At 44.1% G+C, this 18,480-nt stretch carries 10 protein-coding genes, 1 tRNA gene and 3 rRNA genes; 1 reads left to right on the top strand and 13 read right to left on the bottom strand.

Features of this window, described 5'->3' with window-relative positions:
- Positions 1-82 precede the first annotated feature (82 nt).
- From htpG to CDO33_RS04845, 7 genes are all read right to left on the bottom strand, one after another.
- Positions 83-1,987 carry a molecular chaperone HtpG gene (htpG, locus tag CDO33_RS04885; RefSeq protein WP_103080895.1) on the bottom strand — a complete coding sequence of 635 codons (1,905 nt, stop codon included), beginning with the start codon at positions 1,985-1,987 and terminating at the stop codon, positions 83-85.
- 237 nt (positions 1,988-2,224) lie between these two features.
- Positions 2,225-3,133 (bottom strand): AEC family transporter, encoded by a 909-nt coding sequence (locus CDO33_RS04880; protein ID WP_103080896.1) that lies wholly within the window; start codon positions 3,131-3,133, stop codon positions 2,225-2,227.
- Between the two features lie 441 nt (positions 3,134-3,574).
- The gene (locus CDO33_RS04870) at positions 3,575-4,414 is read right to left on the bottom strand and encodes a metal ABC transporter permease (protein ID WP_103080898.1); all 840 of its coding nucleotides are present in this window, start codon (positions 4,412-4,414) and stop codon (positions 3,575-3,577) included.
- Positions 4,407-5,192, bottom strand: a complete 786-nt coding sequence (locus CDO33_RS04865; protein WP_103080899.1) for a metal ABC transporter ATP-binding protein — start codon at positions 5,190-5,192, stop codon at positions 4,407-4,409. The genes CDO33_RS04870 and CDO33_RS04865 overlap by 8 nt, the downstream gene beginning before the upstream one ends.
- 36 nt (positions 5,193-5,228) lie before the next feature.
- Entirely contained in the window at positions 5,229-6,173 is a 945-nt protein-coding gene (locus CDO33_RS04860) for a metal ABC transporter solute-binding protein, Zn/Mn family (RefSeq protein WP_338053246.1), read from the bottom strand.
- Positions 6,174-6,694: 521 nt separating this feature from the next.
- Positions 6,695-7,132, bottom strand: coding sequence for a Fur family transcriptional regulator (locus CDO33_RS04850; RefSeq protein ID WP_242973387.1), 438 nt, complete (start codon positions 7,130-7,132; stop codon positions 6,695-6,697).
- A gap of 98 nt (positions 7,133-7,230) precedes the next feature.
- The gene (locus CDO33_RS04845) at positions 7,231-8,196 is read right to left on the bottom strand and encodes a GNAT family N-acetyltransferase (RefSeq protein WP_161496463.1); all 966 of its coding nucleotides are present in this window, start codon (positions 8,194-8,196) and stop codon (positions 7,231-7,233) included.
- A gap of 394 nt (positions 8,197-8,590) precedes the next feature.
- Between CDO33_RS04845 and CDO33_RS04840 the strand changes: the two genes are divergently transcribed.
- Positions 8,591-9,337: an SGNH/GDSL hydrolase family protein gene (locus CDO33_RS04840; RefSeq protein WP_103080902.1), complete on the top strand. Its 747-nt coding sequence runs from the start codon at positions 8,591-8,593 to the stop codon at positions 9,335-9,337.
- A 251-nt stretch (positions 9,338-9,588) separates the two neighbouring features.
- Here CDO33_RS04840 and CDO33_RS04835 read toward each other — a convergent pair whose 3' ends face one another.
- The 6 genes from CDO33_RS04835 to CDO33_RS04810 all read right to left on the bottom strand — a co-directional run bounded on the left by CDO33_RS04835 (position 9,589) and on the right by CDO33_RS04810 (position 17,706).
- Positions 9,589-11,586, bottom strand: a complete 1,998-nt coding sequence (locus tag CDO33_RS04835) for a DEAD/DEAH box helicase (RefSeq protein WP_242973865.1) — start codon at positions 11,584-11,586, stop codon at positions 9,589-9,591.
- Positions 11,586-12,029: a hypothetical protein gene (locus CDO33_RS04830; RefSeq protein WP_103080903.1), complete on the bottom strand. Its 444-nt coding sequence runs from the start codon at positions 12,027-12,029 to the stop codon at positions 11,586-11,588. Before CDO33_RS04830 ends, CDO33_RS04835 begins: the two co-directional genes overlap by 1 nt.
- Before the next feature lie 162 nt (positions 12,030-12,191).
- Positions 12,192-12,308, bottom strand: a 5S ribosomal RNA gene (gene rrf, locus CDO33_RS04825).
- A 224-nt stretch (positions 12,309-12,532) separates the two neighbouring features.
- Positions 12,533-15,447: ribosomal RNA gene (locus CDO33_RS04820) — 23S ribosomal RNA — on the bottom strand.
- Positions 15,448-15,685: 238 nt separating this feature from the next.
- Positions 15,686-15,761 (bottom strand) — tRNA-Ala (locus CDO33_RS04815).
- Positions 15,762-16,008: 247 nt separating this feature from the next.
- A 16S ribosomal RNA gene (locus CDO33_RS04810) occupies positions 16,009-17,706 on the bottom strand.
- Together the 16S, 23S and 5S rRNA genes with 1 tRNA gene alongside form the textbook arrangement of a ribosomal RNA operon.
- Between the last annotated feature and the right edge of the window lie 774 nt (positions 17,707-18,480).

Raw genomic sequence — 18,480 nt, 5'->3', positions numbered from 1 at the left:
AGTTCCTTTTGTGTAATTTTCCCATGTTAAGTTGTCCTATGTCCAGCTTTCCTATGTTCAACTTCCCTATGTCCAATTTTACTCATGCGCTCATTTCCGCAAGCTTAGCCAGTATGGTGCTGCTCCTTTCAATGAACTTTGCCATGGCTTCCGGTTCCAACTGCCTGTGGCCCATCATGGACAGGTCATATACCTGTTCACATATGAGTTTAACATCCTCTTTTTTATCCTCCCTGTCCATAAGCTTCACAACGGCCTTGATCAGAGAGTTGTTCCTGTTGAGCACCAGGGTCTCTTCTTTAGGGAACATATGGCTCATATCTGCACCTCCGAACATGCGGCTCATTTCCTGCATTCTGCGGGAGTGTTCGGAAGCCAGTATCATGCCTGGTATCGATTCTGCCTTCAACGCTTCCACCTTAATGTTTAGCTTATCGTTGCTGAGATTGTCTTTAAACAATTTTTCCAGCTTATCCTGGATATCCTTGTCCACCACCGCGCCGTCTTCCTTCATGCTGTCCGACAGATCGGAGTCAACCCGGGTAAACTTGATGCCGCTTTCTTTAATCTCCATAAACTGAATAAAGTGGGAATCAATCATGGACGGCAGTATGGCAACCTCTATCCCCTGCTCTTTGAAAAGCCTTATATACTGCGCCTGCTGATTTTCGTCATTGGTATAGAAAACCTTGTTTTCATGCTTCTCCTTGTTCCTCTCCAGATAATCCTTCAAAGTCACATAATCACCATTGGTGGTTTTAAATATGATTATGTCCTTTACCCTTTCAAAGAACTTTTCTTCCCTCATGCAGCCGTATTTAACAAAGGGGTTGATGTCATCCCAGTATTTGTTATAATTATCCCTCTCGTTTTCAAAGAGCGATACCAGTTTATCCGCTACCTTTTTAGTTATATGCGCAGAAATCTTTTTTACATAGCCGTCATTCTGCAGGAAGCTTCTGGACACGTTTAAAGGCAGATCCGGACAGTCGATGGTACCCTTCAGAAGCATGAGAAACTCGGGTATTATCTCCTTGATGTTATCAGCAACAAAAACCTGGTTATAATAGAGCTTAATCTGACCTTCCATCGTCTCAAACTCATGCTTCAGCTTCGGAAAATACAATATGCCCTTAAGGTTAAAAGGATAATCCATGTTCAAATGGATCCAGAACAGGGGATCCTCAAAATCATGGAACACCTTGCGGTAAAACTCCTTATACTCATCCTCCGTGCAGTCTCTTGGATTTTTAAGCCACAAGGGAGAGGTATCGTTAATCGGTTTGGGTTCCCTCTTCTTTGACTCGCCATCATCCTTGCCTTTATCCTCCGACTTGGCTTCTTCCTTTTCGGAAGCCGCATCCTCAATATACAACTCATAGGGAAGGAAAGAAAAATACTTTTGAAGTATCTCCCTCATCTTCCATTGATCCAGGAATTCCTGGCTGTCTTCCGCAACATATAAAGTAACTGTAGTACCGCGTTCTGTACGGTCGGAAGCTTCCAGCTCATATTCTGTGCCTCCTGTGCTTGTCCATCGCACAGCTTCTGCGCCCTTCTGGTATGACAATGTATCAATCTGAACCTTGTCCGATACCATGAAAGCCGAATAAAAGCCCAGACCGAAATGCCCTATGATTTGACCTTCGTCGGTTTTATCCTTGTACTTCTCTATAAAATCCTTGGCACCGGAAAACGCAATCTGGTTTATGTATTTTTTTACTTCTTCCCCGGTCATGCCTATTCCGTTATCTATCACTTTTATGGTTTTGTTATCTTTGTCAACAACAACTTTAATCTGGTATACAGTGCCGTCCTCCACCTCAGCTTCCCCGATGGAAACCAGCTTCTTAAGCTTGCTTATGGCATCGCTGCTGTTGGATACCAGTTCTCGTATGAAAATATCCTTATCTGAATACAGCCATTTTTTTATAATAGGAAAAATATTTTCAGTGTTTATTGAAATGCTCCCGCTTTCACGATTCATTCCAAAAACCTCCTATTCCAGTTTGATAATGAGCTTGACTCAGCCGGCCAAATTGTGGATTGGCCTACCTTGTCCGGATTTATGACATATATTATCTTACAACTTATGATTTAAGAATGTCAAGAGGATTTTAGCACTCTCTTGGCAAGAGTGCTAATAATACTTCAAGTAATTTCCGTACACCATGTGATACTGTTTACTGCATCTGTAACGGATTCCTCACAAGCATGATTCATATTACAGCAAGGCAATCATAAGCGGTATGGTAAAAGCGGATAAAAGCGTAGAAAACACCACAACCCTTGAAGCCAGCTCCGTATCCCCGTTGTACATTTCCGCAAATATCGAAACGGTGGTGGCCACAGGCATGGCAATAAACAAAACGCATGTGCCCATCAGAACCTCCGAAAGGCTGAAAAGCTTCAGTATCATGATTGCCAAAAGCGGCATCAGTATAAGCCTGATTCCGGTTATATAATATAGATTAAAGCCACTGAAAAGCTTCTTGAAATCGGCATCCGCCAGAGTGGCACCCACAATCAGCATGGAAAGGGGTATTGTCATGTCGCCTAACAGTTCCATTGCCTGAGCTACAGGATAGGGAAGCTTTATGGAAAAGAAAAATATCAGCAAACCTATAACCACCGATATAATACCAGGATTCAGAAGGATTTTTTTGACAGACTTTGCTCCCCCTTTTCCGTTCAATACCATGACTCCATGGGTCCAAAGGTAAACATTAAACACAGCAGAATAAACCGATCCATATAAAATGCCTATCTTTCCGTAGAGGCTCTCCAGCACGGGAAAACCCATAAATCCACAGTTGGTGTATATGGCCGAAAGCTCGCCGACCTGCTTTGTACCTCCATCGCTTTTTATGAAGAGAAGTTTACCCAGCAGGATCTGCAAAGCATGGGCAACTATGGCAAATACCAACACTATAAGCACATTTTGAAGTATCTCCCTGGAAAACTCAAATTGAAACGAGGAAATAATCAACAATGGATTTGTTATATTGAGAAGAAGCTCGGAGAGCTTTTTCCTTGACGCCCCACTAATAATACCTTTCTTTTTGGCAAGAAAACCCGCAAATATCATTAAAAACAAAACAATTATCTGGTTGATTACAGTATTTACAGCCATTCCAGTCTCCTTTAAAAGTAGTATGAAACTTATAACAACAGTAATATAAAGCTTATAACAGCAAAAGCAGCCGTGTAAAGATTTGCTCCACACCGCTTAAACTAAAGATTTTGCTTGAAGCATCTAATGAAATAGGGATTTTTGATTCGGAAGGATAAACCCCACATTATATTGCCTATAAAGCAGAATTCGGCCGTATGCTTCGAAATTCCGCCAGGAAGCTGTTCCTCCATCGTTCATATGCACCCACAGGATATGTACCCAGATATGCACCAGGATGCTTCCAAGTCCGGCTTCGAAGAGCAGCTCCTCTTTCCCCCATAAATAACACAACATATTAGATGTTTCAATTTGTTAATTGCATAGGCAAAAAATTTCTTCATTATATTATATATCTAACTGCCTTTCGTAGCAATGTAAAAAATGAACTAACTAAAGACTTTACTCCGCACTGGCTCTCGCTGAATTTTTAAGCAGCAGCTTTCGCACCGTGTTGTTATAGACCAGCACAAATATAAGAATCAATACGCTTACCAGTACTATTGTACCTCCTGGCGCCGTTTCCGCATAATAGGATATGTAAATTCCGGAAAGAGTGGAGATCAGACCAAATAACATGGAATATATGCATGTCTGCTTATAGCTTTTGGCAACCTGCAAGGCCGATGCCACAGGCAGCACCATCATGGATGACACCACCAGAGTGCCCACTGTTCTTGATGAAACTGAAATGGAAACAGCTATCATTATCGTAAAAATAAAGTTTATCACTCTCACCGGTATCCCGGCAAGTCTGGCTGATTGCTCATCAAAGGTTATGTAAAACAGCTCCTTGTATAAAAGCAGCAAAAACAGCAAAACTATCACGCTGAGAACCACCACCAGCATAAGCTCGAAATCGCTTATAGCCACGATACTGCCGAACAGGAAGCTGCTAAAATTGGCACTGTTCCTAACAAAACCGGAAAAAACTCCGGCCAAGCCAATCCCTGCAGACATTATAACAGCTATCGCTATTTCAGAATACTGCGGAAACGACTTTCTTACTTTTTCTATTCCAAGAGCGGCAAAAACAGAAAAAAACACCGCCCCGGCAACGGGATTGACGCCTGCCACAAGTCCTGCGGCCACTCCCGCAAGGGAACTATGGGACAAGGAATCCCCTATCATGGAAAATCCCCTCAGTACGACAATTACACCTATAGCCGGTGTTATCAGAGCGATTAGAGTTCCCGTGATAAACGCCCTTTGCATAAAAGCATATTGAAATACCTCAAACATTATCTTCATCACCTTTCATCACGTTATCACAGTTATGCTGGTGGATATGCAGGTTAACCTCATATCCGTAAAGCTGTGAGATATACTTTTTTGCATCCTCTTCTTTGGGATCATGCATGACCAGACCCTTGTCCGCCATGCAGGCAAGCTTATTTGCATGCACGGTTACTGCGCTTATGTCATGGGTGACCATCATAATCGTAATCCCCAGTTCATTGTTAAGCCTTGCCAGCATGCAATACAGCTCTTCTTCCGATTTTACGTCAATTCCGACGGTAGGTTCATCCAGGAACATTATCTCCGGCTCGCTCACCAGAACCCTCGCTATAAACACCCGCTGCTGCTGACCTCCGGAAAGATTCCCGATCAGGCTTTTCCCATAATCCTGCATTCCGACAAGCTTCAACGCATTGTACACCACATCCCGGTGCTTCCTTCCAATAGGCTTGAAAAGGCCGATACGGGAAAAGAGATTGGCACTTACAACCTCCTCTACCGTAGCAGGAAAAGCCGTGTTATACGCATTTGCTTTTTGAGATACATAACCTATCTTATCCCAACAGTTGAATTTTTCGATATTTTCACCCAGAATCCTGATCTGGCCTCCGGAAGGACGCAGGATGCCAAGCAAAAGCTTGACCAGGGTGCTCTTTCCGGAGCCGTTAGGCCCTATTATCCCTACGAAATCCCCTTTATCAACGGAAAAACTGACATCCTTGATTGTCAGTCTTCCATCATAACCAAAACTCAAATTATTCACTTCTATTACCTTGCCCATTGTACTTTTAAGCCCTCCTCAAACAGTATCTTTTTCTTATCTCAGAGCTTTTTCCAGGGCTTTTAGGTTATCCCTCATTACGGAGAAATAATCTCTGCCTGCCTTGATATCCTCATCGCCAAGCCCTTCCAGAGGATTTAAAACCATTGTTTCCGCTCCCGTTTCACCAGCTATCACACCCGCTATTTTGGGGCTTACCAGTTCCTCAAAAAAGATCACCTTAATATTTTTTTCTTTAACAAAGTCAGATATTTCAGCTATTTTGCCGGCACTGGGTTCCGTATCTGCCTCAAGACCTCCTATGGCAATCTGATTTAGACCATAGGCATCGCACAGATAACCAAAGGCCTGGTGGCTTACTATTATATCCTTCTTTTCGCATTTTTCCAAGGTATCTCTGTACTCCTTATCCAGCTTTTCCAGCTCCACCGAATATTTTCTGAAGTTTTCTTCATAGAACTTGGCATTGTCCGGATCCGCCTTCGACAGGGCATTCATGATGTTTTCCATCTGCTTTCCCGCTCTCATGGGGTCAAGCCAGACATGGGGATCGCTAATATGCTCATCATCATCCGGCTTGTTTTCAATGATATCCACACCTTCTGAGGCTTCTACAACAATCATGTCCTCTTTGTTTATGGAGTTCAGTACCTTTTCAACCCATCCTTCCATACCGGAACCATTATATATAAACACATCCGCCTTTTCGAGCCTAGCCATGTCTTTGGGCGAAGGCTCCCAGTCATGAGGCTCAGTACCTGCAGGCACCATATTATATAAATCGATCTTATCTCCGCCTATTTTGCCTGCAAAATCATACATGGGATAAATGCTGGTAAACACCGATATCTTTCCGGATTCATCTTCAGCCTTGCTGCCGGAAGTCCCACTACTGCAGGCCGCAAGGGATATTGTTGATATCATCAGCAAAGCGCATAAAAATATGTTAAGCTTCCTTTTCATTCTCTCCATTCCTTTCATTACCTAATATAACCATAGAGATGCAATTTATTCATGCAAATGCAAATGATTTGCATTTGCTATATACAATTATATACAGTCTGCCATGATTTAGTCAATACAGGTAGAAATCAAATAAACTAAAGACAGATAAAGCAGCAAGATTTCGGCAATATCCTGCCGCCAATCCGATATTTGATCCATGAAAGCTTTATATAAGCTTTATTTAGGCTTTATGTAAGCTTTACACAGACTTTATTTAAATTTTTCAGAAGCTTGTTCTTTTTGTCGCGCCATAATGTGAAAACAATTGCTGGAAAGCCTGCCTCATACGAGGTGATATAAAATGGCTCATGTTTATATCTATGGAAATATTTTAAGAAAGCCTCTAAGAAAGCCTCTAAAGCACATGTAATTATGCTTGAAGTATTGTACAGCATCGGTATGTGAGGTATCTCTCCATGCATAAAAAAACCAAAGCAATGCAATATTGCTTCAGTTTTTAAGCAAGTGAAATATTAAATACCTTTTAAAGGATATTTTTACTCAGTCTTTCTGCACTCAGGACAGACACCATAAAGTTCAAGCTTATGACCGGTTATATCGAAATTGGTTTTATCAATTACATCCTTTTGAAGGGATTCCATCGGACAAAAATCTATAGCTATCATCTTATGGCAGCTTGTGCAAATGAGATGATGCTTATGACCTTCGCCTGTTATTTCAAACCTGGCCTTTCCGTCATTCATGACCATTTTTCCGGCAAGCCCTAAGCTCTCCATCAACTCAAGATTTCTATATACCGTCGAAAGGTTTGCGGAAACTCCCGCTTCCTTCAACTGTAGAAATATTTCCTCCGCTGATAGAGGTGTCTCAGCTTTTTCCAGAAGGCTTATAATCGCCTTTCTGGATTTAGTATTTTTGCATCCCCGCCGGGTAAAAGCGTTTTCCTTCCCCTGCTTCTGCACCATCATATACATCCCTTAATTTTATTGATACTATAATGTAGCGTATGCAGCAATTAAATTGATTGTACTTTTTAATTGTACTTTAACCGTGCCTTTTTTTCAACCCGTTATCAGTAACCATCCGTATCCCAGAAAACAAATTCCGAGTCCTGACCCTTACCTCTGCTTCCTTCCATAACGCTGACAAGCTTCCGGGTTGTCTCTATTGGCTCTCCGTTTATCTCAAAAGGTGTAATAAGCCTGATCATGTGATAGTTTTCCTCTGCAACCCTTTTTATGCTCATCCCGGGGTTTTTCACTCCCTTATAATGAATTTCGCAGTTTGCTCTTTCCAGCATATGTGCTGCTTTTGAAGCTAAACTTGAAAAGGCATCTTCAAAGCCTGACAGAGCCCCAAATTCCCTAATTCTGATCCTGTCATCCCCTACGTCTGCGCATATATAGGAAACTACCGTTCCCTGGGCATCCTGGGCAACAAAAACACTTTTTTGCTCTGTTTTAAACCACTTTTCCCAATACTCGTCATTATCTCTTATAATTATCCCATTATAGCTCTTTGCATAGTGGGAGTGTATCCTGCGAATGCTTTCCATATCCATATCCGGATTTACAGGCCTGACAGCGTACCGGGAATCATCGGAGCCTACCAAATCCGATATCTTGCTGTGCATGCAGAGGGTCTCCCAGCCAAATTTCCTGTAATAGTCCTGTATATTCGCTGCCAGCATTGAAACCTGAATGCCCTTATCTTCCATCTTTTTAATCGCAGCTTGCAGGAGCCGGGTCGATAAGCCCCTTCCCTGGGCTTCCGGCCTTGTGCTGACTTCACCTATGCCTCCCATGCTTACCTTCTCGCCATTGATATATATTTTGCGGAAAAATATTCTGACCGTGCTCAAAATTTTTTCATTTTCCACTGCTACCAATATTCCATCCAGGTCCCTCCATGGATCGTTATACCAATGGTTTGCGAAATATTGCCTGTAGGAAGCAGAAAACTCACCATTATTAAAAACATACACGCAGTGGTCAAACCATTGTTCCAGTTCCTCCTGTTTAAGCGATCGGATTTCCAATGCACATTCCTCCTGTTCCATCTTTTATTATATAACTTGACTTTTCAACTACTTGCCCTGGTTCAAATCTATTAGGAAGCCAGCAATGTCCTCCATCTCAATAGGTGGGCTTTATACATCAAGCAACCGGCAAATCTTTTGCTCTAAGAATGTCACGCTGCGATAGCAAACCGCCGCTTACTGAGCAATAAAACTCTTAATCGATACTGTATATATATTAGCACATAATATCCATACTTTAAATAAAATAAACATCAAATAAAATTTTTAAAAAAATATTGCATGGTATATAAAAATTTATAATGGGGAATAATAGGATATGTTGATTTTCAACCATCAGTTCATTATACTAGAAATAAGGTATAAATTAAGTAGTTAAGCCGGGTGTTGTATAATGAAGGAGATAATTCCAAAGGACATTTACAAAATTGTCGTTTCTGGAGATTCCATATCAAAAGGTGTTATATATAATGAAGATACCGGAAAGTACACTATTACCAGCAATAATTATGTATCATTGATACAGGATAAGATTAAAGGTATAGTATGCAATGCAGCCAAGTTTGGAAGCACCATTATAAAAGGGATAAGCAAGCTGCAAAGCGAAATAGCAAAAAATAATCCCGATATCGTCCTGATTGAATATGGAGGCAACGACTGTGATTTTGACTGGGAAGATATAGCCAGAAACCCAAAAGCAGCCCACAGTCCTAAAACTGATGTAAAATTGTTCAGGCAGATGCTCTATAATGAGGTAAGTGCTTTAAAGAGCAAAGGCATAATTCCTGTACTTATGACACTTCCTCCATTGGATGCCGACAGGTACTTCAAATGGATAAGCAAAAACAGCGCGGCAATAGCCAATAGCATCCTGGAATGGCTGGGAAGCGTGAACAAAATTTATTGGTGGCACGAGATGTACAACTCGGTCATTGTAAACATTGCTGAAGAAACAAAAACCAAATGGATAGACATCCGGGGTGCTTTCTTGCAGACTGCTGATTTCACGCGCCTTTTATGCATTGATGGCATTCATCCCAATGAAGAAGGCCATAAATTGATAGCATCAAAGATTTTTGACTACATAAAATCCAACTATGGATTCATGCTGAAGGATGGCGCCGTTTTAAGCTTTGAATGATACATGTCCACTACACCACCTCGGTATGACTAAGTTGCAGAAATCAAAAACCTGTATAAACCGGGAGACCTGTTTATAAAATTAAAATATGAACATAAAAGTGGATCAGGAACTCTTTAACCAGACATGATACAGGCATGTATATATAAAGCTGCCCGTTTTAACTACGGTGCAGCTTTTTAGTTTATCTTCCTTATGCTTACAACAGCTTTTGACTTACATTCTATAAGCAGCAGTTACTCTCCAGGCAGTCACAAAGCCGGTTTCTCATCTTGAAGCAATGCCGCTTTTTCCTTTAACCTTTCTATAACCTTTTCTATGTGTTCTTTCGCTTTACTTTGGGCCAGGAGCCTATCCTCCTCAGATTCTGCAGCATCTCCCATGATGCCTATAAACTGGCTCACTTTAAGGCCCAATGCTTCCTGAATATCCTGGTCTGCGCCTCTGGAGCTGACGAGATAGTAGCATAAAACCGAATCCTGTTGCCCGATACGATGGGCTCTGTCTTCCGCCTGACTATGGACGGCAGGCGACCAGTCCAGTTCACCGAAAACTATGCAGCTGGCCCTCTGCAGGTTTAATCCTGCCGCAGCTCTCAGAGAAACACAGCAAATATTGGTGCGTCCCTCCATAAATGCGTTGACAGCCGCATCCTTCTGCTTATCGTTTTCCCTTCCTGTTATAAAAACCGGCTTAAAGTGCTTTAACTCCTTTCTGTATATATCCATGACACTGTGGTGATGCGCGAAGAGAAGGACTTTTTCTTCAGCCTCCAGCAAAGCCTTTACAAAGGCACATACATAGGGGGCTTTGGCAACACCTGTTGCCTGGCGTTCCTCCTGGGAAATCTGCAGAATAAGACTCTCCTTTTCAAATCCTTCTTCCAGCATGTCCAGCTTTTTAACTTTTTCCACAGCGCTCTGTATCAGGTTTTCATATATGCCCTCGTCCGAATCTATTTCCTGTACAAGACGCCTTTTGGGCGGAAGCTCTTCCAACACGGCATCCTTTGTTCTCCTAAAAAGCAAGCCTTCCCTTCTCAGATGCTCACCCAGCAGTGTCGGATTAATAACCACTCCATTGCCATAGCCGTAACACCATTCCCTGGTAAAGCTGTCCCAATCCCCGAGACAATGGTAATCCAATATGTTCATTACATTCCATATCTCTCCGCCCCTATTATATATAGGAGTTCCGGAAAGTCCGATGACATTTTTACAGTTATCGGCAATCAAACTGGCTGAACTGTATTTTTCCGTACCTGCATGCCTCAGTTCCTGGATTTCATCAAAAATAACCGTTTGAAAGCCTGCTTCCGGCAGCACATTCTTCCATCCTCTCAGGAGGAGGTAATGTATTATGTAAATATGAGCCTCCGGCAGCCTGTATGGTTTTATTCCCTTTATTACATGCACCTTAGGAGCATTTCCACCGTCTTTCCCCGGAGATTTTATCCTGTCGATCTCAGATTTTACTACGTCAGCCTCAGGATTTTCTTTCATATCGGAATCAAAGGAATTTTTCCCCCAAGCATTAAACTCCTTTTCCATACCATCAAGTTTCATGCCTTCAAGACAAGTAGCTCCCGCACAGAAATTATTCTCCGGGTTACCTGCAAGGCTGACGCCTTCATCGTTTTTCTCCACCGGAGGCAGCCTTAAAAAACGATCGATCTCCCTCTGCCAATACCTGACAAGATGAGGAGGAACAACAAGCAGCACGGGATAGCTGTTGATAGAGGCCAGATACGCCAAAGCCTGAACGGTCTTTCCCAGACCCATTTCATCAGCCAACAAAGCTCTGTTGTTCCTAAGGAGAAAACCTAAGCCTTCCTTCTGGAATTCCATTAGTTCGCCATTGAAGGTGAGTTTTGGAACTTCTGCTTTTAATGGGTATTTATTTGACCATTCCCTTTTCAAAACATACTGCCTTGCTTCTTCTATGTCCCTGTCCCACTTATCCCTGTTCTTTATTTCCAGTGGATAACGCATCATAAGCCAGTTAAGGTCACCTATGATTCTCTTATTTGCGGTAAATCTTGCAGTACCTCGCCTTTTGGTATCGCAGCCGGGAAACAGCCTTTTTGCCATCTGGCAAACACAGGGCTCTCCCTTTATAACCCACTTGTTTGTTCGTTTATCATATTTTAATGTGCCATAATAATAATTGGCAGGACCTACATCCTTCATATAGTCAGGAAGAAAAACCTCTTCCTCCGAATCCTGACCCATTTCCTTTTGATTTATCATTATAAAGCAACTCCCCATAGTCGGTTTAATCCAAACAGTATGCACCTTTTGCCGTTAATCCTTGCCGGTATGTTAACGCTTCTTTCCACCACCAGTATTATAGTATTAATATCGCCAAAAGACGCATATCTTTCAAGCTGTCTTACAACATCCGTGCGATTGGGCTTCCCTTTTTTAACTTCAATTCCGACTCCTCCCTCAACAAAAAAATCAATTCTGTTTCTCGGAGCCAGCTTGTATTCTTTTTTGAAGGGTATTCCCGATGCCATTAAAAGATGGGCAATTGCATCCTGCAAGCTGTATTCTTCAATAGTTACACCGGTACGGATATTTCTTAACACTTTTAAGACTCTTTCAACCGTGTCTCCCTTTATCCCTTTTTCCTGAGTCATCATATCTCCTTCACAGCCCAACAATATCATCCTTTCGGAAAAGATGTCCATGAAGCATGAGCTTATACTCCACCGTTTTATAATCGTTTAATATTTTATCATAATTTGCTGTTTTTCGCAGTCAGGAAGGACTAATAGTTTGACTGGACATGAAGATGACTTTCATAAATACAACAAAACCCTGAGATGAATAACCTCAGGGTTCTGATATAAATCTGGCAGCGACCTACTTTCCCAGGACGTCTCCGTCCAAGTATCATCGGCACTGAGAAGCTTAACTGCCGTGTTCGGAATGGGTACGGGTGTTTCCTTCTCGTTATTGCCACCAGATATCTAAAATTGTGATATGCTTCGTATTGCTGCGTCAGCCTTCCTGCCTCCGGTACTCATTTATCTTTCATAAATTCCGTTCCTCAGCAGTCGGCTTCCTTGCACTACTTGCATCTGACAATTTTATAAACTTTGTGCAATTTCTTGCACTCTCAAAACTATATAATGTAAGCTTTCTTCGAAGACTTGTCTTCACTTTCAGACTATTAAAAGACCTTCTTTTCTTGGTCAAGCCCTCGACCTATTAGTACCGGTCAGCTTCGTACATTACTGCACTTCCACATCCGGCCTATCTACCATGTAGTCTTCATGGGGTCTTACTTCTTTCGAATGGGATATCTCATCTTGGGGTGGGTTTCACGCTTAGATGCCTTCAGCGTTTATCCCTGCCGAACTTGGCTACCCAGCTCTGCACTTGGCAATGCAACTGGTGCACCAGAGGTTCGTCCATCCCGGTCCTCTCGTACTAAGGACAGATCCCCTCAAATATCCTGCGCCCGCGACAGATAGGGACCGAACTGTCTCACGACGTTCTGAACCCAGCTCGCGTACCGCTTTAATTGGCGAACAGCCAAACCCTTGGAACCTGCTACAGCTCCAGGATGCGATGAGCCGACATCGAGGTGCCAAACCTCCCCGTCGATGTGGACTCTTGGGGGAGATAAGCCTGTTATCCCCAGGGTAGCTTTTATCCGTTGAGCGATGGCAATTCCACTTTCATACCACCGGATCACTAAGCCCTACTTTCGTACCTGCTCGAGGTGTCTCTCTCACAGTCAGGCTACCTTATGCCTTTGCACTCGTTGCGCGGTTTCCAACCGCGCTGAGGTAACCTTTGGACGCCTCCGTTACCTTTTGGGAGGCGACCGCCCCAGTCAAACTGCCCACCTGACAGTGTCCCAAGTCCAGCTTATGGACTCTGGTTAGAGTTCCAGTACTCTTAGAGTGGTATTCCAACGTCGGCTCCATAGCGGCTGGCGCCGCTACTTCTCTGCCTCCCACCTATCCTATACAAAGAATACCGAAACCCAGTATCAGGCTACAGTAAAGCTCCATGGGGTCTTTCCGTCTAGTCGCGGGTAACTTGCATCTTCACAAGTACTACAATTTCACCGGGTGCGTTGTCGAGACAGTGCCCAAATCATTACGCCATTCGTGCGGGTCAGAACTTACCTGACAAGGAATTTCGCTACCTTAGGACCGTTATAGTTACGGCCGCCGTTTACTGGGGCTTAAGTTCATGCCTTCGCTTGCGCTAAGCATTCCCCGTAACCTTCCAGCACCGGGCAGGCGTCAGCCCCTATACGTCATCTTTCGATTTAGCAGAGACCTGTGTTTTTGATAAACAGTTGCTTGGGCCTTTTCACTGCGGCCTGTATTCCTACAGGCACCCCTTCTCGCGAACTTACGGGGTCAATTTGCCGAGTTCCTTAACAACGCTTCTCCCGCTCGTCTTAGGATTCTCTCCTCACCTACCTGTGTCGGTTTGCGGTACGGGTACCTTCTCTCTCGATAGTGGCTTTTCTCGTCAGTGTGGAATCGGCTACTTCGGTACTCTATTTTCCCTCCCCATCAGGCCTTCGAAACGTCCGGCGGATTTGCCTACCGGACTATCTACCTCCCTTGGACGAGCTTTTCCAGTTACTCGCTTAGCCTATCCTCCTGCGTCCCCACCTCTCTCAAACAAGAGACGGTAGTACAGGAATTTCAACCTGTTGTCCATCGCCTACGCCTTTCGGCCTCGGCTTAGGTCCCGACTTACCCTGGGCGGACGAGCCTTCCCCAGGAAACCTTAGGTTTTCGACGGTAAAGATTCTCACTTTACTCTCGCTACTTATTCCGGCATTCTCACTACTGTTTCGTCCACACGTCCTCACGATCGTGCTTCGGCCTACGACAGTAAGCTCCCCTACCACCCATTTCTGAGTCCATAGCTTCGGTACACAGTTTAGCCCCGGTAATTTTCGGCGCAGGCTCACTCGACTAGTGAGCTATTACGCACTCTTTGAATGAATGGCTGCTTCTAAGCCAACATCCTAGTTGTCTTAGCAAACCCACATCCTTTTCCACTTAACTGTGATTTTGGGACCTTAGCTGATGGTCTGGGCTGTTTCCCTTTTGACTACGAAACTTATCTCCCGTAGTCTGACTCCCTAACATCGTCTATACGGCATTCTGAGTTTGATAGGGTTCGGTAACCTGGTAAGGCCCCTAGCCCATTCAGTGCTTTACCTCCGCTAGACTTTCATTAGAGGCTAGCCCTAAAGCTATTTCGGGGAGAACCAGCTATCTCCGAGTTCGATTGGAATTTCTCCGCTATCCACAGCTCATCCCAGACCTTTTCAACGGTCACGTGGTTCGGTCCTCCACGGGATTTTACTCCCGCTTCAACCTGTCCATGGATAGGTCACCCGGTTTCGGGTCTATGGCATGTGACTTTGTCGCCCTGTTAAGACTCGGTTTCCCTTCGGCTCCGTACCTCTAGTACTTAACCTTGCCACATACTATAACTCGCCGGACCGTTCTACAAAAAGTACGCTGTCGAGCCTTAACGCTCTCCAACTGCTTGTAAACATAGGGTTTCAGGTTCTCTTTCACTCCCCTCCCGGGGTTCTTTTCACCTTTCCCTCACGGTACTGCTCCACTATCGGTCACCAGTTAGTATTTAGCCTTGGAAGGTGGTCCTCCCTGCTTCCCACCAGGTTTCACGTGCCTTGTGGTACTCTGGATCCCGGCCTGTCTTCATATCTTTCGCATACGGGACTTTTACCCTCTATGGTCTGCACGTTCCAGTGCCTCATTCTGCTAGATACTCCGAATCATTCCGCCGGTCCTCAACCCCGGGCTACATTGCTGTACCCCGGTTTGGGCTAATCCGCTTTCGCTCGCCACTACTTACGGAATCACTTTTGTTTTCTTTTCCTGTAGGTACTTAGATGTTTCAGTTCCCTACGTCTCCCCCATGTATGCTATGTATTCACATACATGTACCTGGGCATTTACCCCAGGTGGGTTCCCCCATTCGGACATCTGCGGGTCAATGGCTATTTGCGCCTCTCCGCAGCTTTTCGCAGCTTATCACGTCCTTCATCGGCTTCTGGTGCCAAGGCATTCACCCTATGCTCTTAATAGCTTGACCTTCTTAGATACGATCTCTCGATATCTTTCGGTTCTCTTCAAGTGATTGTCTTTTAACCATCTTGTGAAGACTTCCTAAGAGTCACGCATACCTTTCGATACTTGTTACCCTTATTTTTTCTTGTCTTCTCATCTTCTGAAAACTGCTATAACCTTCGCATTACTGCTCGGTTCTAACAATTTTCAACTTACATTATATAGTTTTCAAAGTGCAAGTTTTATGCGCCTTTTAGGCGCTGTGGTGGAGATAATGAGATTCGAACTCATGACCCCCTGCTTGCAAGGCAGGTGCTCTCCCAACTGAGCTATACCCCCACGTTAAATCAGTTGACCTTTGACAGCTTAGTGAGTCAAGTATCAACTGTGGATTTACTATTATACATGGTTGCCGTTTAAATGTCAACCAGTACTTTTTCTTTTTTTTCAAAACCTCATTGGGCTTTGAAAACTAAACAGTGTAGACAAGGAACTCTTTAACCGGTAACATTTCTGTTATCCGGTATCGACCAGAAGACTCGTCCTCACCTGATGCTATCCATCAGATTCGGACCGTTCTCCTTAGAAAGGAGGTGATCCAGCCGCACCTTCCGATACGGCTACCTTGTTACGACTTCACCCCAATCATCGGCCCCACCTTCGGCAGCGCCCTCCTTGCGGTTAAGCTACTGACTTCGGGTGTTGCTGACTCTCATGGTGTGACGGGCGGTGTGTACAAGGCCCGGGAACGTATTCACGGCAGTATGCTGACCTGCCATTACTAGCAATTCCGACTTCATGTGGGCGGGTTGCAGCCCACAATCCGAACTGGGACTACTTTTGGGGATTTGCTCCGCCTTACGGCTTCGCTTCCCTTTGTTGTAGCCATTGTAGTACGTGTGTAGCCCAGGACATAAGGGGCATGATGATTTGACGTCGTCCCCACCTTCCTCCGATTTGTCACCGGCAGTCTCGTTAGAGTGGTCACCTTTACGTGTTACCAACTAACAACAAGGGTTGCGCTCGTTGCGGGACTTAACCCAACATCTCACGACACGAGCTGACGACAACCATGCACCACCTGTACAGAGGCTCCGAAGAGCTATGCCATCTCTGACATATCCCTCTGTATGTCAAGCCCTGGTAAGGTTCTTCGCGTTGCTTCGAATTAAACCACATACTCCACTGCTTGTGCGGGCCCCCGTCAATTCCTTTGAGTTTCAACCTTGCGGCCGTACTCCCCAGGTGGGATACTTATTGTGTTTACTCCGGCACAGAAGGGGTCGATACCTCCTACACCTAGTATCCATCGTTTACGGCGTGGACTACCAGGGTATCTAATCCTGTTCGCTCCCCACGCTTTCGCGCCTCAGCGTCAGTTACTGTCCAGAAAGCCGCCTTCGCCACTGGTGTTCCTCCTAATATCTACGCATTTCACCGCTACACTAGGAATTCCGCTTTCCTCTCCAGCACTCAAGAAACATAGTTTCAGATGCAGCCCCACGGTTGAGCCATGGTATTTCACATCTGACTTACATCCCCGCCTACGCGCCCTTTACACCCAGTAATTCCGGACAACGCTCGCCACCTACGTATTACCGCGGCTGCTGGCACGTAGTTAGCCGTGGCTTGTTTTTGAGGTACCGTCACTTCCTTCGTCCCTCATCAAAGAAGTTTACAATCCGAAGACCTTCATCCTTCACGCGGCGTTGCTGCGTCAGAGTTTCCTCCATTGCGCAATATTCCCCACTGCTGCCTCCCGTAGGAGTCTGGGCCGTGTCTCAGTCCCAATGTGGCCGATCAACCTCTCAGTTCGGCTACCGATCGTCGCCTTGGTGGTCCGTTACACCGCCAACTAGCTAATCGGACGCGGGCCCATCTTGCACCGGATTTCTCCTTTGATCACAGGAAGATGCCTCCCCGTGATGTTATGCGGTATTAGCACAAGTTTCCCTGTGTTATCCCCCTGTGCAAGGCAGGTTGCCCACGCGTTACTCACCCGTCCGCCGCTAAGTAGAGTCCAACACTCAGCACTCAAGTGTGGCGTTTCTTATCAATACTATTTTGACTTGTTTTAGTCATAGCATTGTGTCAGGCACTTAATTTAGCGTGATGCACAAAACTTTCTTTTAAATATGTCTATCAACAAGGTAGTTTGTGCATGACGCTGGCTTAACTTTTGCCAACGCTCGAATACTCAGTGTTGAACTCTACTCCGCTCGACTTGCATGTGTTAGGCACGCCGCCAGCGTTCGTCCTGAGCCAGGATCAAACTCTCAAATAAAAGATTTCTTTTATTCAAAAGCCTTTTGGCTCTGTTTACTTACTAGCTTTTATAAGCACGTAACTCAAATTCATTTTCGAGTTCCCTTTGTCTTTACACTGTTTACTTTTCAAAGTCCAATTTTTTTGCCGCCTCACCGAAGCGGCTTGATTATTATATCATGCTGTTTTGCCGATGTCAACAACTTTTTTCTAGAACTTATTGCCAATCTCTATTGATTGAATCTCAGTTCCTTATGCTGTGTTCATCGGAAACAGCTTTTACATAATATCATAGGAATGATATTTCTGTCAAGTAGGTTTAGTAAATTTGCTGCAGTTATAGCATTAAGCCATTCTACGTTTGCTCCATGCCGGCCGGATCAAAGGCAGTTTACTGCGATATCCCCAATTTGCATTCTGAAAGATTCGAGGTCACAGTTATAAAATAACCTTTTTACATACGGCTGCACTTTTACTTTATCATTCCGGTATAATGTTTATGTCTCCAGTATAAAATCTATGTCCACTATATATAATTTATATATAGTTTTCCTTGTATATTATTTGCGCATCGGTCAAATTTTATTCCCTCCGGAACTAAACCGTTATCTCAATACTATCTTTTCATCTATCATAGATAGATTTACGTCGGATTCTTCCTTTGAAGGCTTATACATGCTTTTTCATATATATCTGTTATGCTTTTATATTATATACTGTTTATTTTGACCTGATACGGTTTTGTATGTTTTCCCATTCTAGTTGTCAGGTATGACTTGGGTTTTCAATATAG

The sequence above is a fragment of the Clostridium thermosuccinogenes genome, assembly GCF_002896855.1.
In the GTDB taxonomy this organism is placed as follows: Bacteria; Bacillota; Clostridia; order Acetivibrionales; family DSM-5807; genus Pseudoclostridium; species Pseudoclostridium thermosuccinogenes.
The sequence above is the reverse complement of the archived record's forward strand: the minus strand, read 5'-3'. Positions and strand labels throughout refer to the sequence as shown.

Bases quoted from the DNA above. Each gene is read 5' to 3' on its own strand.
- htpG (WP_103080895.1), bottom strand. From the start codon at position 1,987: ATGAATCGTGAAAGCGGGAGCATTTCAATAAACACTGAAAATATTTTT.
- CDO33_RS04880 (WP_103080896.1), bottom strand. From the start codon at position 3,133: ATGGCTGTAAATACTGTAATCAACCAGATAATTGTTTTGTTTTTAATG.
- CDO33_RS04870 (WP_103080898.1), bottom strand. From the start codon at position 4,414: ATGTTTGAGGTATTTCAATATGCTTTTATGCAAAGGGCGTTTATCACG.
- CDO33_RS04865 (WP_103080899.1), bottom strand. From the start codon at position 5,192: ATGGGCAAGGTAATAGAAGTGAATAATTTGAGTTTTGGTTATGATGGA.
- CDO33_RS04860 (WP_338053246.1), bottom strand. From the start codon at position 6,173: ATGAAAGGAATGGAGAGAATGAAAAGGAAGCTTAACATATTTTTATGC.
- CDO33_RS04850 (WP_242973387.1), bottom strand. From the start codon at position 7,132: ATGTATATGATGGTGCAGAAGCAGGGGAAGGAAAACGCTTTTACCCGG.
- CDO33_RS04840 (WP_103080902.1), top strand. From the start codon at position 8,591: ATGAAGGAGATAATTCCAAAGGACATTTACAAAATTGTCGTTTCTGGA.
- CDO33_RS04835 (WP_242973865.1), bottom strand. From the start codon at position 11,586: ATGATAAATCAAAAGGAAATGGGTCAGGATTCGGAGGAAGAGGTTTTT.
- CDO33_RS04830 (WP_103080903.1), bottom strand. From the start codon at position 12,029: ATGGACATCTTTTCCGAAAGGATGATATTGTTGGGCTGTGAAGGAGAT.